Here is a 14,256-nt window from a genome sequence, read left to right on the forward strand (position 1 = left end):
CGCCGATTATCGGGCGCCGCGCTCCGTGCTTTCGCGCAGGACGACCCTGTAGCCGGTCAATGTGATCTCGTCACCGGTCGCCTCGCCGCCCGCTTGCATGGCATCCAGGAGCTTGGCCGCGGCCTGGCGGCCAATGCCGTAACAGTCGACATTGATCGTGGTGATGCTGGGATGACAGATCGACGAGATCTCGTAGTCGCCGAAGCCGGCAATGGCGATATCTTCAGGCACGCGCATTCCCCTGCGCTTGCATTCCATGATCGCGCCGAAGGCGGACAGGTCGGAGACGCAGAGAACCACTTCCGTGTCCGGCCAGCGTTCCAGGAGGCTCACCACCGCCTGGCCGCCCTGTTCCATGGTGATCGGCGGCACGCCGAAGGAAATCGCCCGCCCCGGTCCCAAGCCCAGTTCTTCAACAGTCTTCAGGAAACCGCTTCGCCGCTGGCTGCCGCGGGTATCGCGCGCGGTCGTACCGCCGATATAGCCAAACCGCCGATAGCCCTGGCTGGCAAGCGCCCGCACCAGTAGGGACATCGCCTCGCTGTTGGAAAAGCCGACGACATGATTGATCGGTTCTTCCGGAATTTCCCAGGTTTCGACCACCGGAATGCCGGCCTTATCAAGCATGCGCCGCGCCCGGTCGGTATGCGAACCACCTGTCAGGATGATGCCTTCGGGGCGCCGGCGCAGCATCGCTTCGATCAGCTTTTCCTCTTTTTCGGCGGAATAATCGGTATAGCCGAGAAGAAGCTGAAGGCCGGTATTTTCCAAGGCATCGGTGATGCCACGTGCGGTGTCGGAAAAATTCGAATTGTTGATGGAGGGCACCAGCGCCGCGATGAAGCCGCTGCGCCGAGACGAAAGGCTGCCGGCGGAGAGATCGAGCACATAGCCGAGCGCATCGACGGCCTCCATGATGCGCTTCCGGGTCTCTTCGGAAACGCTCGCATCCTGGCGAAAGGCGCGCGAAACGGTCATGGCCGATACGCCGACATATTTGGCGACTTCGGCCATCGTCAGCTTTTGGGCGTCTACTCCCTTGAGACGCCTGCCTTTTGACTCATCCTCGTCTTTCACCGGCTCCGCTTTCAAACAGCTTCCTAGTTGGGCACTTCAGAACACGATAAAGTTATCGCTATCATCGCACAATCAATATTATTGCAGGACTGCCGCGTTCCACAGTTCGCCGATCTCTGTACGAAGGTCGAAAAACAAAGGCACGATGATATCGATAACAATCTGAAGCGAGGACATCATGTTCGGAGAAATCGAGGGTACGGGGTTCGAAGTGCTGGACCTACGCTTTGAAAGCTGTTTCGTCGGCCATGCCCGCGTCGAGCGGCTTTGGACGGGCGGCCGCTGGCTGGAAGGACCGGCCTGGTTTGCCGCCGGGCGTTATCTGGTCTTCTCGGATATCCCCAACGATCGCATGATGCGCTACGACGATACCAGCGGGCAGACGTCAGTCTTCCGCTCGCCCAGCAATAATTCCAACGGCAACACGGTCGACACTCAGGGACGGCTAATCACCTGCGAACATCTGGCGCGCCGTGTCACGCGAACGGATTTCGACGGCGGGATTACCGTGCTGGCCGATCGCATCGCCGGCAAACGGCTCAATTCGCCCAACGACGTCACCGTCAAATCCGACGGAACCATCTGGTTCACCGACCCGAGCTACGGCATCCTCCACGATTATGAGGGCGATTACGGCGAGGAGGAAATCGGCGGATGCCATGTCTACCGGCATGATCCGGCAACAGGTACAACCGATCGGGTGGCGTCCGATTTTATAAAGCCGAACGGGCTGGCTTTCTCCCCCGACGAAACGGTGCTTTATATCGCCGATACCGGCGGGACCCATCTGCCCGGCGGCCCCCGTCATATTAGAAGACTTGCTGTTTCCGATGGTGGAGAGTTGATCGATCGCGGCATTTTCGCCGAATGCACTGCGGGCTTTTTCGATGGTTTTCGCGTCGACCGGAAGGGAAGGATCTGGACGAGTGCCGGCGACGGTGTGCACGCTTACGATCCGGATGGCACCCTGATCGGCAAGATCCTTATTCCCGAGATCGTCTCCAACGTCGCTTTCGGCGGCGAGAAACGGAACCGCCTCTTCATCACCGCAACCACCTCGCTCTACGCCGTGTATCTCACGTCCAACGGGTCAAGACCGGGATAATCGCTGAGCCGCTTCTCAGGCGGCCTCGGTTTGTTGACAAACTCTCCTCCGTCATGCTCGGCCTTGTGCCGAGCATCTGACCACAATAATTTCTTGACGGGAAAACGTTTATCTTCAGTGACTTAATTGGGCCGGTGTAGATCCTCGGCACAAGGCCGAGGATGTCGTCGCGGGTTTTGCAGTGGATTGCCCGCAAGCCTGAGGCCGCCCTTTCAGACGGCCTGCCTTTTACCAGCGCACGGGCGCTTCTTCCCTATTGCTGACTGAGACCGTCGGCCAACCGGATGAGCCGGAGGAAATCGGATCTGTAGCCGAAGGCATCCGTCCCCCGCGATGCTGCAGCGAGATCGACAATCGCCTGATAGGGATAGGCATCCAGGGCATTGGTGCGGCTCAGTTTCTGGCCGAAGGCGGCGACGGCCACCGAGAAGCGGACATCCTGCGGAGCGGCGTCGACGGTGGCGACGGTATTGCGGTCGTCGACTAGCGTGGTGATGAGGGCGCTCTTGTCCTCGCCCGGCCGCTTGTAGCGCATCTTGACGAAGGCAAGCTCGCCCTGATGCGCGCTGCCCGATGTCTCGGCCGGTACTTTGTCGGGCACGCCGTAACGCAGCTCGTCAGTCATGACCGCGGGGCTTCCCTTGGGCGTGATCTCGTAGATCGCCGTGACGCTATGGCCGGAGCCGATATCGCCGGCATCGACGCGGTCATTGTTGAAATCCTCGCGTTTGAGCGCCCGCGTCTCGTATCCGATCAGCCGGTATTCTGCGATGCGTTCCGGGTTGAACTCGACCTGGAACTTGACGTCCTTCGCGATCGGAAACAGCGTTGAACCCGCTTCTTCGACCAGCGTTTTCTGCGCCTCCGCCAGCGTGTCGATATAGGCGGCGCTGCCATTGCCGTTCTGGGCCAGCGTCTGCATCAGGGAATCGTTGAGATTGCCGCGGCCGAATCCGAGAACGGTGAGGAAGATGCCGTCCTGGCGTTTCTCCACGATGATGTGTTTCAGATCCTCGTTGCTCGACGGGCCGACATTGAAGTCGCCGTCCGTCGCCAGCATCACCCGATTGACGCCGTCCTTGACGAAGGCCTTTTTGGCAAGATCGTAGGCCGCCTCGATACCCTCGGCGCCGCCGGTCGAGCCTCCAGCCTCCAGCCTGTCGATTGCCGAGAGGATCTTCGATTTCTCCGCCACCCGCGTGGGCTCGAGTACCGTGCCGGCATTGCCGGCATAGGTGACGATTGAGACGGTATCGTCGGCCTTCAGCCTGTTGATCAGCAAGCGGAAGGCGCTCTTCAGCAGCGGCAGCTTGTCCGGTTCGTCCATCGAGCCCGAGACATCGATCAGGAAGACCAGATTGGCGTGCGGCGCGGTCGCCGGCGCGATGTCATAACCCTTGATCGCGACATGCATCAGTTCCGTGTTGTGGTTCCACGGCGTCGGCATCACGGTCACTGTCGCCTTGAAGGGCTGGTCAGCCTTGTCGGGACGCGGCCAATCATAGGGGAAGTAATTGATCATCTCCTCGACGCGAACCGATTGCGGATCGGGCATTGCCCCGCCGGTGAGCGACCGGCGGACGAATGAATAGGAGGCGCTGTCGACATCGGCGGAGAAGGTCGAGACCGGATCGGTCGCGACACTCTTGATCGGATTTGCGGCGGCATTGGCAAAGCGCTCACGGCTGGGGTCGAGCTGGACTTGGGCACGTCCATCCACAGGCGAGGGGGCGACGGCCATCGGCTCGGCCAACTGCTGCTGGGGGGCAGCGGCACCTGACGCAACAGAGCTGTTGGCCTCTCTACGCCTCGGCAGGAGGCCAGCAATTTCGTCAGGGCTGAAATCAGATATCCGTGTCCCGTCGGGTTTCGCCGCGGACTGCTGCTCCTGATCCTGAGCGATTCGAGCGCTGTCGGCCGCCGCGGATTTAGGCAGCCGGTTCTCTTCGGTCACCGCTTCGGAAAGCGCGGGCGCGGCCGGCCGGCCAGTCGGTATCGGCACTTCCTTTTTCGAAACGGTCCCCGCGATGTTTTCCTGGTCGATGATCGGTTGGTTGCGGGTCAGCTCGCGGGTGAGATAGCCGGCGGCGGGAATGACGAGCAGCGTCGCAAGGGCTGAACCGGCGAGGAATTTCTTATTCACAGCAGGGCTCCATATCCAGTTGATGATGGAGCTTGGACGCCAGCCTTTCGCATTTCCTTGGGCTGCCGCTGCATTATTTCCTGCGCTGTCGAAGGCCTGCATCGCCGCGGCAAGGGCGCGCGCACGCGCCTCCGGATCGGCTGCCGGCGGTGTGAGGCGGGAGAGCTTTTCGAGTTCCTTGTCCATCATACCTCTTCCTTGCCGAGCATGGCCTTCAGCCTCTTGCGCGCCTCGTGGACCTGCCAGGACACGGTCGTTTCCGAGCAGCCCATGATATCGGCGGCCGCCGAATGGCTGAGGCCTTCGCCATAGACGAGCAGCACGGCGTCGCATTGGCGTTCCGGCAAAGCGCGCACGGCCGCCCATAATGCGCTCGACAGCTCGTCGTCGTTTCCGCCCGGCGCATCCTGCTGCGGTTCGGCGGCGTACGCGCGGAATGTCTGCTCTTCCCGCGCAAGTCTGCGTCTATGGTCTCGGGCGGCGTTGAGCGTCAGCGTGTAGAGCCATGTCCTGAAGCGGCTGGCGCCGCGAAAGCCGCGGATGGCCGCACCGAGCTTGACGCAGACCTCCTGGGCGATATCGTCAGCGTCGGTGGAACTGCCTGACCATCGCCACGCCGTCGCGTGGACGAAATCATAATGACGCGAGACCAGTTGCCCGAAGGCCTCCCGGTCACCTCCCTGCGCTCGTTCTATGAGCTCCGCATCCAATGCGCACCTACCCCCAAGCTATCAAGCAAGATGCTATTTCGGAAATGAGACGTTTCTCCCGTGGCTTTCCTTGGGTCGACGCCAAAAAAATCTTGCGAATTTTGCATTCGGCTCAAAATAATCGAGCGCCGCGACATCCTCGGGTCGCTACCGGACAGATCGGTTCCATTGCAAAGGCGCAAGATGACGGCAGAGTCGGCCAGGGACATGGATTTGAATGTTCCAAATCGAAAGGACCCTCAATGTCCGCTCCAACGCCTGTCCCCACCGAAAAGGGCATCCTGCAATTTCTCGCAATTTGCGATGCTTTTTATCCGCCGGATGCGATTGAGGCGTCGATCGAGCAGCAGCGGCATTGGTACGATGCTCTTTGCGCGCGTTTCGACCGCCCGCTCCCCCCGGATATGATCTTTGCGGACGGCATGGTTCAGCGCATCCCGATCAGGCGCTACCGTCCGCGCAAAATCGTCACCCGCACCATTCTGCTCTATCTTCATGGCGGCGGTTTCGTCGTCGGTTCGCTTGAGAGCCATCATGCCATCTGCGCCGAGATCGCCGATTTCGCCGGTGCGGAACTCGTCTCGGTCGATTATCGGCTCGCGCCCGAACATCGCTGGCCGGCGCAGGCGGATGACGGCTTTGCCGTGCTGAAACATCTGCTTTCCGCCGGGAGCAAGGTCGTGCTGATCGGCGACAGCGCCGGCGGCAATCTTGCGGCCGGCCTTGCCTTGCGCGCGCGCAATGAGGAGCTAACAGGCGTCGTCGGCCAGGTGCTGATCTACCCGGCGCTCGGCGGCGACCTTGCCGCAGGTTCCTATGTCGAAATGGCTGCGGCGCCTGGCCTGACAACGGCGGATGTCACCTATTATCGCACGATCCTGCAGGCGCCTGACAACAACGAGGTCGCCGAGCCGCTGCAGGCACCGTCGCTTGCCGGGCTGCCGCCGGCCTTCATCACCGTCGCGCATTTCGATCCGCTGCGCGATGATGGCCGCCAATATGCCGCCCGGCTGGCGGCGGAGGGCATCGAGGTCTCGTTCCGGGAGGAGCCGCAGATGGTGCATGCCTGGCTGCGCGCCCGCCACATGAGCGATGGCGCCAAGGACGGCTTCCGCGCGGTCTGCGAGGCCGTCCGGCATTATGCAGCCGCCTGACGATCACATCAGGTCGCGGGCGATCTTCTTTTCCGCGAAGACTTTTTCAAAGATCTGCACGTCGTCCTCGAAAGCCGTGACGATGGCGCTGATGATCCAATCGGTCGCCGTGCAGGCAATCCGCGCAGTCGCGACGGTGCGGACGAACCAACCGGGGCGCCGCATGTCGCAGGTCCAGGTCGAAATCCCCGTCATCGACAGCGGATCATCGGGCGACATCGACCAGACTTCCTCCCGCAACTGCCGGGTCGACAGGCCGGTCTCAGGATGCTCATAGAGCCCGGTTTCCTCATGAATGCGGTATTTCGTGCGGTTCGACGAGAGGTCACGGACGACCTGTCGTTCGGTCGCGGCGGCGGCATGCTCGATATATTTCGGCAAAGGATCGGGATTGGCCGGCTCTTCGATTTCAATGCTCCTGTGTTCGCCAAGCATCGGCAGCCCAAGACCAAGTGAGGCGATATCGATATCGATCCCCCCGTCTTCCGGCGGCGGCAGGATCATCGGCCAATAGGCGGTGGAAAGCGAAAGGCGGATGCGATGGCCCTTGCGGAAGCGATAACCGCAGGCATCGAGCACAAGCCGGAGCGATACAGTCTCGCCCGCGGTCAGTGGTTTCGGATCAGCGTTGCCGTCGCGATGGGTGAGGTTAAGGACGCCGAAGGCGACCCGCGTCGCCGTGCCGTCGGGATGAACATCGACGAGCCGGGCGCAAAGATTTCCGCTCGTTGCCCGGGATCGCAGCGCAAGCGTCAGCACCGGCCGGCCGAGATAGTCGTGATCCCGTGCCAGCGGCACCGTATCAAAGACCAGCGAGCCGGCGTCGTCCGAGCGTTGATCGATCGCCATTTCGGCATCGGGCTTCAGGGTGAAATATTCACCAGATGCCGTGCCGGTATCGAGCGGAGAACTCAGATAGACGGGATGCTCCGGCGCATGCGGAATCGGCATACCCTCCGTCAGCCTGCCGAACTGCTCCACATAGAAGCATTGCATCTTCGGCGGCGACCAGCTGTCCTTAGCCACCCAGAAACCAGGATCGCTGTCACGCCGCGACGCCGGGCGGACGGCATCAAGAATATAAGCGCGGGCCTGCGGCAGCCTGTCGATTCCGTTATCTTCGCCACGCAGCCATTTGTTCCACCAGGCGATCGCTTCGGTATGGAAATCGGCGCGCGGTTTCGGCCATGCGAAATGCGGATATTTGTGCACCCAGGGGCCGATCAGCGCCTTCGCCTTCTCGCCCAGACCCTCGACCGCCATGAGGGGTGTATTGCGATAGCCGTCGGCCCAGCCGGCAATCACAAGCGTCGGGATCTCGACGCTCGAAAAGTCTTCTGAGATCGAGCCGTGACGCCAGAAATCATCGCGCCGCTGATGGGCCAGCCACTCCTCCATGAGAAAGGGTTCGCCTGCCAGGCGCTCGAGCCACATCTCCTTCCAGCGCTCGCCGACAAGTGCGGGATCCGGCGGGCGCGACTGGTAGCCAAGCATCGTCGCCGCCCATGAGAGCTGGGCGGAGAGATGGCAGCCGTTCTTATAGTGGATGTCATCATTGTAGCGGTCGACGGTCGAGGCGATCGAGATGACAGCTTTGAGCGCCGGCGCGCGCAATGCCGCGACCTGCAGGCTATTGAAGCCGCCCCAGGAGATGCCCATCATGCCGACCGAGCCGTTCGACCAGGGCTGCGCGGCGATCCAGGCGATCAGCTCGCAGGCATCGGCAAGCTCGCGTTCGGTATATTCGCCGTCGATCACGCCGTCGGATTCCCCCGATCCGCGGATATCGACCCGCACGCCGGCAATGCCGGCGGCGGCGAACACCGGATAGGTCGACTCGTCCCGTGGGCTGGTGCCGTCGCGCTTGCGGTAGGGTAGGAACTCAAAGACTGCGGGAACGGGATCCTGCTCGACGGCGTCGGGCATCCAGATGCGCGCCGCAAGCCGCGTTCCGTCCTTCAGGGTGATCCATTCATTCTCGATGGTGGTGAAGCCGCGCGACGTCATGTCTGTTCCCTTTCAATGACCGGCGCTTTCCATGCGCCTGGTCGCAAGCACGCGTTCCAGCCAGCCGATTTCCATTTCCGGTACGGATTTCAGAAGCAGATCGGTGTAGTCGTCGAAGGGCGGCGATAGCGCCGTCGATTTCGGCCCGAACCGCACCAGCTTCCCGCGATGCATCACCGCCACGCTGTCGGCGATCGCCCGGACGATCGCGATGTCATGGGTGATGAAGACATAGGAGAGCTGCTCTTCCTCCTGCAGGCGCAGCAGCAGTTTAAGGATGCCCTCCGCAACCAGCGGATCGAGCGCAGAAGTCGGCTCGTCGCAGAGGATAAGCTCGGGCTTGGCGGCAAGGGCTCGGGCGATCGCCACGCGCTGCTTCTGACCGCCGGAGAGTTCGGCCGGGTAACGATCGATGAAGCCGTTACCCATTTCAATCTGATCGAGCAGTTCCTTCACCCGTGCGGTTTTCGCCCCACCCCTCAAGCCGTAATAGAAGGTCAGCGGCCGGCCGATGATGTCACGCACCGTCTGGCGCGGGTTCATCGCCGTATCGGCCATCTGATAGATCAGCTGGATGCGCCTGAGATCGTCGTTTAGCCGGCTCTTGAGAGCCGGCATCAGCGCCTTGCCGCCAAAGACGACGCGACCGCCGCTCGGCGGCAAGAGCCCGGTAATGACGCGCGCCAAGGTCGATTTGCCTGAACCGGATTCGCCGACGACGGCGAGCGTTTGTCCCTTCGGCACATGCAGCGAGACATCATGCAGCACCTTGAATCCGTTGGAATATTCGGCGCTGACATTCTCTACCTTGAGAAGCGCCGCGGACTGGTCGGCGGCTTCCTCCCGATAGGCTTGCCTGACATTGACCAGCGCCCGGGTATAGTCCTGTCGCGGCGCTTCGATGATCTGCTGAACGCTGCCATTTTCGACCTGCTTGCCATGGCGCAGAACCATGATGTCGTCGGAGATCTGGGCGACGACGGCAAGGTCATGGGTGATGTAGAGGGCGGCAGTATGGGTCTCCTCGATCGCATGCTTGATCGCCGCCAGCACGTCGATCTGCGTAGTCACGTCGAGGGCCGTGGTCGGCTCGTCGAAGACGATGAGTTCAGGATTCGAGCAGAGCGCCATCGCCGTCATCGCGCGCTGCAGCTGACCGCCGGAGACCTGGTGGGCGAAGCGCTCGCCGAAGGTCTCAGGATTGGGCAGGCCGAGCACGCGGAACAGATAAAGCGCCCGTTTGCGCGCCTCCTCCCTGCTCATCAATCCATGCTTGACGGATGCTTCGATCACCTGATCGCCGAGCCTATGCGCCGGATTGAAGGCGGCGGCAGCCGATTGCGCGACATAGCAGACCCGTGCACCACGGATTTTCCGGATGCCGTTCTTGCCGAGCGTCAGGATATCGGTGCCGTCGAGCTGCACCTCCCCGCCGGTGATTTCGGCGCCGCCTCGGCCGTAGGCGAGCGCCGAGAGGCCGATCGTCGACTTGCCCGCGCCCGACTCTCCGATCAGGCCGAGAACCTTGCCCTTCTTGAGGTCGAAGGAAACGCCGTCGACGATCGTTACTCGCTTTGGCGGCTCGCCCGGCGGATAGCTGGTTGCTTCGATCTTCAGATTGCGAACGGAAAGAAGCTCAGGCATCGCCGCGCCCCCCCTTGAGGCTGGATGTACGTTTCAGCAGCCAATCGACGACAAGGTTGACGCAGATGGCAAGCGTCGCAATCGCCGTGCCCGGCACCAGTGCTGCCGAGATGCCGAAGATGATGCCGTCCTTGTTGTCCTTGACCATGCCGCCCCAATCGGCCGCCGGCGGTTGAATGCCGAGGCCGAGGAAGGACAACGTCGAGAGGAAGAGGATCGAGAAGGCGAAGCGCAGTCCGAACTCGGCTAGCAGCGGCGACAGCGTGTTCGGCAGGATCTCGCGGAAGATGATCCAGAGCTTGCCTTCGCCGCGCAGCTTGGCCGCCTCGACGAATTCCATCACCGCCACATCGAGCGCCACGGCGCGGCCGAGGCGGTAGACGCGGGTGGAATCAAGGACCGCCATGACCAGGATCAGAACAATCATATTTTGCGGCAGGACGGCAAGCACCACGAGCGCGAAGATCAGCGTCGGGATCGACATCATCAGATCGTTGAAGCGCGAAAAAACCGTGTCGACGATGCCGCGCGAGACTGCGGCGGTGAAGCTCAGGATCACGCCGAGCGAGAAGGAGATGATGGTGGCCGCGGAGGCGACCAAGAGCGTCGTGCGCGCGCCATAGATCAGCCGCGAGAGGATGTCGCGGCCGAGATTATCGAGTCCGAAGATATATTTGTCGTCAGGCAGCTGCCATACGTCGCCAACGACCTGGGTCTCCCCGTAGGGCGCGATCCAGGGCGCGAAGAGCGCGAAGATAAAGGCGATGGCGATGCCCGCCATGCCGATCCAGGCGGTGATGGGAATGTCTCTTGCTCTCATCGCGGATGCCTCAGCCTTGGATTGGCGACGATCGCGAGGATATCGGCAATCATGTTGAGGAAGATATAGACGGCCGCGAAGATCAGGCCGCAGGCCTGCACGACCGGCATATCGCGCACGGTGACCGCGTCGACCATATATTGCCCCATGCCGGGATAGACAAAGACCACCTCCACGACGACGACGCCGACCACGAGATAGGCGAGGTTCAATGCGACGACATTGATGATCGGCGCCAGCGCATTTGGGGCGGCGTGCTTGACGATCGAGCGGAAGGCGCTGAGACCTTTAAGCTCCGCGGTCTCCATATACGCCGACGACATGACGGAGAGAATGGCGGCCCGGGTCATGCGCATCATATGCGCCAGCACGACGAGCACCAAGGTCGCCGTCGGCAGCGCGATCGCCTTTAGGCGTTCGAGGAATCCCATGCTGTCATAGACGGTCGCCGGAAAGGTGGCCACGCCGAACTTCACGGCGAAGAAGAGGATCAGCAGATAACCGATGAAGAATTCCGGCAGCGAGATCGCCGCAAGCGAGATCACGTTGATGATTTTATCCGGCATGCGGTTGCGGAAATGCACCGAAAACATGCCGAGGCCGACAGCGAGCGGCACTGAAATCACCGCCGCGAAACCTGCCAGAAAAAGCGAATTGCCGAGGCGCTTGCCGATCTGTTCGCTCACCGAATTCTTGCTGGCCCAGGAGGTGCCGAAGTCGCCCTGGACGGCATTGCCGAGCCACTCGACGTAACGTGTCATCACCGGACGGTCCAGCCCGAGGTCCTGGCGGATATTGGCAACAGCCTGCGGCGTTGCCGACTGGCCGAGATAGGTGGTGGCAAAATCGCCAGGCAGGGCTTCGAGCCCACCGAAAATCAGGATGGAAACCGCAAAAAGCAGGACGATGCTGAGCACGAAGCGCTCGAGGATGAGGGCAAGCAACGGAAAACGCTGCCGGAGCCTCAGACCCGGCAAGATATTGCTTGGGGCAGGGTTGGTCATGGCAAATGCCTTTGGCTAAAACGTCGGGAGGACCGCGGGTTTTCTTCCCACGGTCCCAGCTTCGTCGGAGGTCGGAGGGGCGATGCGCCCCTTGCCATCAGGCGTCCAGCCAGACGCGGGTTGCGACGTAACCGTTCGACATGTCGTTGCCGATATCGTGGACATACCCCTTCACCTGCTTGGTGGAGGCGTTCACGAAGTCGTTGAACATCGGCAGGATCACGCCGCCTTCGTCGCGCACCATCATCGCCATGGTGCGGTACATCTCCTTGCGCTTGGCTTCATCAAGCTCGGAGCGGGCCTGCAGCAGCAGCTTGTCGAAATCGGGACGCTTGAACTTGGTGTCGTTCCAGTCCGCCGTCGAGAGATAGGCGGTGGAATACATCTGATCCTGCGTTGGACGGCCGCCCCAGTAGGAAGTCGAGAAGGGTTGGACGTTCCAGACATTGGTCCAGTAGCCATCGCCGGGCTCACGCTTGACCTCGATCTCGATCCCGGCCTTCTTGCAGCTTTCCTGATAGAGCACGGCCGCGTCGACGGCGCCGGGGAAGGCGACGTCGGAAGTGCGCAGCAGCACCGACCCGCTATGGCCGGATTTCTTGTAGTGGAAAGCGGCTTTATCAGGATCGTAGACGCGCTGCTCGATGCCTTCGGGAAACAGCGCATAGGTGGCGTTGATCGGGAAGTCGTTGCCGACTTTGCCGTAACCCCCGAGGATCTTCTGCACCATGGTTTCGCGGTCCATCGCGTATTTGAGCGCCAGGCGCAGGTCGTTATTGTCGAACGGCGCCTTGTCGCAATGCATGATGAAGACGTAATGGCCGCGGCCGGCGGTCGAGAGGATCTCGACATTGGGCGCGCGTTTCAACAGGTTGACGGTCTTCGGATCGACGCGGTTGATGTAGTGCACCTGGCCGGACGATAGTGCGGCGATACGTGCGGTGGCGTCGTTCATGCCGATGATCTCGATCGAATCGACATAACCACGGTCGCTGCGCCAGTCGTCTTTATTTTTCTCGAAGGTGGCGCGAACGCCAGGTTCGAAGCTCGTCAGCTTGTAGGGACCGGTGCCGATCGAGGCCAGCGGATCGTCGACGCCGCCATTCGGCTGGATGACCAGATGGTAGTCGGAGAGCAGCAGCGGCATGTCGGCATTACCTTCGCTGAGCGTCAGCAGGAGGTTGCCGCCGTCGGCCTTGATCTCCTTGATCGAGCCGAGGACACCAAGCGCTCCGGATTCCGACTTCTTGTCGGTGTGACGCTTCAGCGTCGCAACGACGTCGTCGATCGTCAGCTCCTTGCCGTCGTGGAACTTGACGCCCTTACGGATCTTGAAGGTCCAGGTCACCGCGTCTTTCGAGGGCTCCCAGGATTCGGCAAGTGCGGGCACGGCGGCACCCGTCAACGGGTCGGATTCAACCAGCATGTCGCCCCAGCAGCGGCCGACGCAGAACATGAACTGCGACAGGAATTTCGCCGGATCCTTGGAATCGGTGGCGGCACCGCCTTCGAGGCCGAGCTTCAGATGGCCGCCGCGCTTCGGTTCGGCGGCTTCGGCGCTTTCAGTGAAGAGCTTGTCGGCGACGGCAAGTGTGATGCCGGCCGCCATGGCGCGCCCCATGAATTCGCGGCGGCTGAGCCCGCCCGCGGTGACGCGGCTTGCGAGATATTTCGTATAGTCGTTCATTCCCCAGTTCCTTCTTTATGGTGCGTTGACAGAACTTCCGGGCAGGATCGCAGACGGTTTCCTCTCCGCCTCCGGTGCCCGCATCATGCGGGAAAACACTGCGGTTGCTGCCGCCTCCTCATCGTCCTTTCCAAACAGGGTTTCGCTTCTCGGCGAAGGCGCGGGCGCCTTCCAATTGGTCTTGGCTCGAATAAAGCCTGTCGACCGTCGCAAACTGCCGCTTGGTGATCTTGTTCATGGCAGTCTGGAACGTCGACCCCTCCGCTTCGCGCACGATTTCCTTGATGGCCGCATAGACGAGCGGCGGCCCGCTTGCGAGCAGGCGGGCAAGCTCCCGGGCTCTCTCCATCAGCCTGTCGGCCGGCAGGACCTCGTTGACGAAACCCCAGCGATGCGCCTCGTGAACGTCGAGCCAGCGTCCGGTCAAAAGCATGTCCATGGCGATGTGATAGGGGATGCGTTTCGGCAGCTTGATCGACGCCGCATCGGCAACCGTTCCCGAGCGAATTTCCGGCAGGGCGAAACTCGCATGCTCGGCAGCGATGATCAGGTCCGCCGAAAGCGCGATCTCTAGTCCGCCGCCGCAACAGATGCCGTTGACGGCTGCGATGACGGGCTTGTTGAGGTCGCGCAGCTCCTGCAATCCGCCGAAGCCGCCCACGCCGTAATCGCCGTCGACCGCATCGCCTGATGCAGCAGCCTTCAGATCCCATCCGGCGCAGAAGAACTTTTCGCCGGCCCCCGTCACGATGGCGACGCGCAACTCAGGATCGTCACGAAAATCCCGGAAGATCAATCCCATGGCACGGCTGGTCGCAAGGTCGATGGCGTTCGCCTTCGGCCGGTCGATGACGACTTCAAATACGCCGTCGTCACGTCGTGTGCGAATATGCTCGCTCAAACCT

11 protein-coding genes are annotated in these 14,256 nt (G+C 61.6%); 2 read left to right on the top strand and 9 right to left on the bottom strand.

All coding sequences use genetic code 11. The annotated features are described in order from the left end of the window. Nucleotides 1-6: 6 nt before the first annotated feature. Nucleotides 7-1,077, bottom strand: a complete 1,071-nt coding sequence (locus tag PYR71_RS05960; RefSeq protein WP_183918562.1) for a LacI family DNA-binding transcriptional regulator — start codon at nucleotides 1,075-1,077, stop codon at nucleotides 7-9. Between the two features lie 178 nt (nucleotides 1,078-1,255). On the opposite strand from PYR71_RS05960, the gene PYR71_RS05965 reads away from it, so the two are divergent. Continuing rightward, entirely contained in the window at nucleotides 1,256-2,182 is a 927-nt protein-coding gene (locus PYR71_RS05965) for an SMP-30/gluconolactonase/LRE family protein (protein ID WP_275618603.1), read from the top strand. Between the two features lie 253 nt (nucleotides 2,183-2,435). Here the strand turns inward: PYR71_RS05965 and PYR71_RS05970 are convergent, their stop codons facing one another. Together PYR71_RS05970 and PYR71_RS05975 are read right to left on the bottom strand one after the other, a co-directional pair. Next, a complete protein-coding gene (locus tag PYR71_RS05970; protein WP_275618604.1) occupies nucleotides 2,436-4,514 on the bottom strand; it encodes a vWA domain-containing protein in 2,079 nt (692 codons plus the stop codon). Beyond that, a complete protein-coding gene (locus tag PYR71_RS05975; RefSeq protein WP_183918400.1) occupies nucleotides 4,511-5,035 on the bottom strand; it encodes an RNA polymerase sigma factor in 525 nt (174 codons plus the stop codon). The genes PYR71_RS05970 and PYR71_RS05975 overlap by 4 nt, the downstream gene beginning before the upstream one ends. Nucleotides 5,036-5,277: 242 nt before the next feature. Between PYR71_RS05975 and PYR71_RS05980 the strand changes: the two genes are divergently transcribed. Next, nucleotides 5,278-6,189: an alpha/beta hydrolase gene (locus tag PYR71_RS05980; RefSeq protein WP_275618605.1), complete on the top strand. Its 912-nt coding sequence runs from the start codon at nucleotides 5,278-5,280 to the stop codon at nucleotides 6,187-6,189. A gap of 3 nt (nucleotides 6,190-6,192) precedes the next feature. Here the strand turns inward: PYR71_RS05980 and PYR71_RS05985 are convergent, their stop codons facing one another. From PYR71_RS05985 to PYR71_RS06010, 6 genes are all read right to left on the bottom strand, one after another. Beyond that, nucleotides 6,193-8,196 (bottom strand): CocE/NonD family hydrolase, encoded by a 2,004-nt coding sequence (locus tag PYR71_RS05985; protein ID WP_275618606.1) that lies wholly within the window; start codon nucleotides 8,194-8,196, stop codon nucleotides 6,193-6,195. A gap of 12 nt (nucleotides 8,197-8,208) precedes the next feature. Beyond that, nucleotides 8,209-9,840 (bottom strand): ABC transporter ATP-binding protein, encoded by a 1,632-nt coding sequence (locus tag PYR71_RS05990; RefSeq protein ID WP_275618607.1) that lies wholly within the window; start codon nucleotides 9,838-9,840, stop codon nucleotides 8,209-8,211. Then, on the bottom strand, nucleotides 9,833-10,660 hold the full coding sequence (locus PYR71_RS05995; RefSeq protein ID WP_275618608.1) for an ABC transporter permease: 828 nt from the start codon (nucleotides 10,658-10,660) through the stop codon (nucleotides 9,833-9,835). The genes PYR71_RS05990 and PYR71_RS05995 overlap by 8 nt, the downstream gene beginning before the upstream one ends. Next, on the bottom strand, nucleotides 10,657-11,664 hold the full coding sequence (locus tag PYR71_RS06000; RefSeq protein WP_183918395.1) for an ABC transporter permease: 1,008 nt from the start codon (nucleotides 11,662-11,664) through the stop codon (nucleotides 10,657-10,659). The genes PYR71_RS05995 and PYR71_RS06000 overlap by 4 nt, the downstream gene beginning before the upstream one ends. 97 nt (nucleotides 11,665-11,761) lie before the next feature. Next, nucleotides 11,762-13,351, bottom strand: coding sequence for an ABC transporter substrate-binding protein (locus PYR71_RS06005; RefSeq protein ID WP_275618609.1), 1,590 nt, complete (start codon nucleotides 13,349-13,351; stop codon nucleotides 11,762-11,764). A gap of 118 nt (nucleotides 13,352-13,469) precedes the next feature. Next, entirely contained in the window at nucleotides 13,470-14,252 is a 783-nt protein-coding gene (locus PYR71_RS06010) for a carnitinyl-CoA dehydratase (protein ID WP_275618610.1), read from the bottom strand. Nucleotides 14,253-14,256: the final 4 nt, after the last annotated feature.

This window comes from Rhizobium mulingense, assembly GCF_029194105.1.
GTDB lineage: Bacteria > Pseudomonadota > Alphaproteobacteria > Rhizobiales > Rhizobiaceae > Rhizobium > Rhizobium mulingense.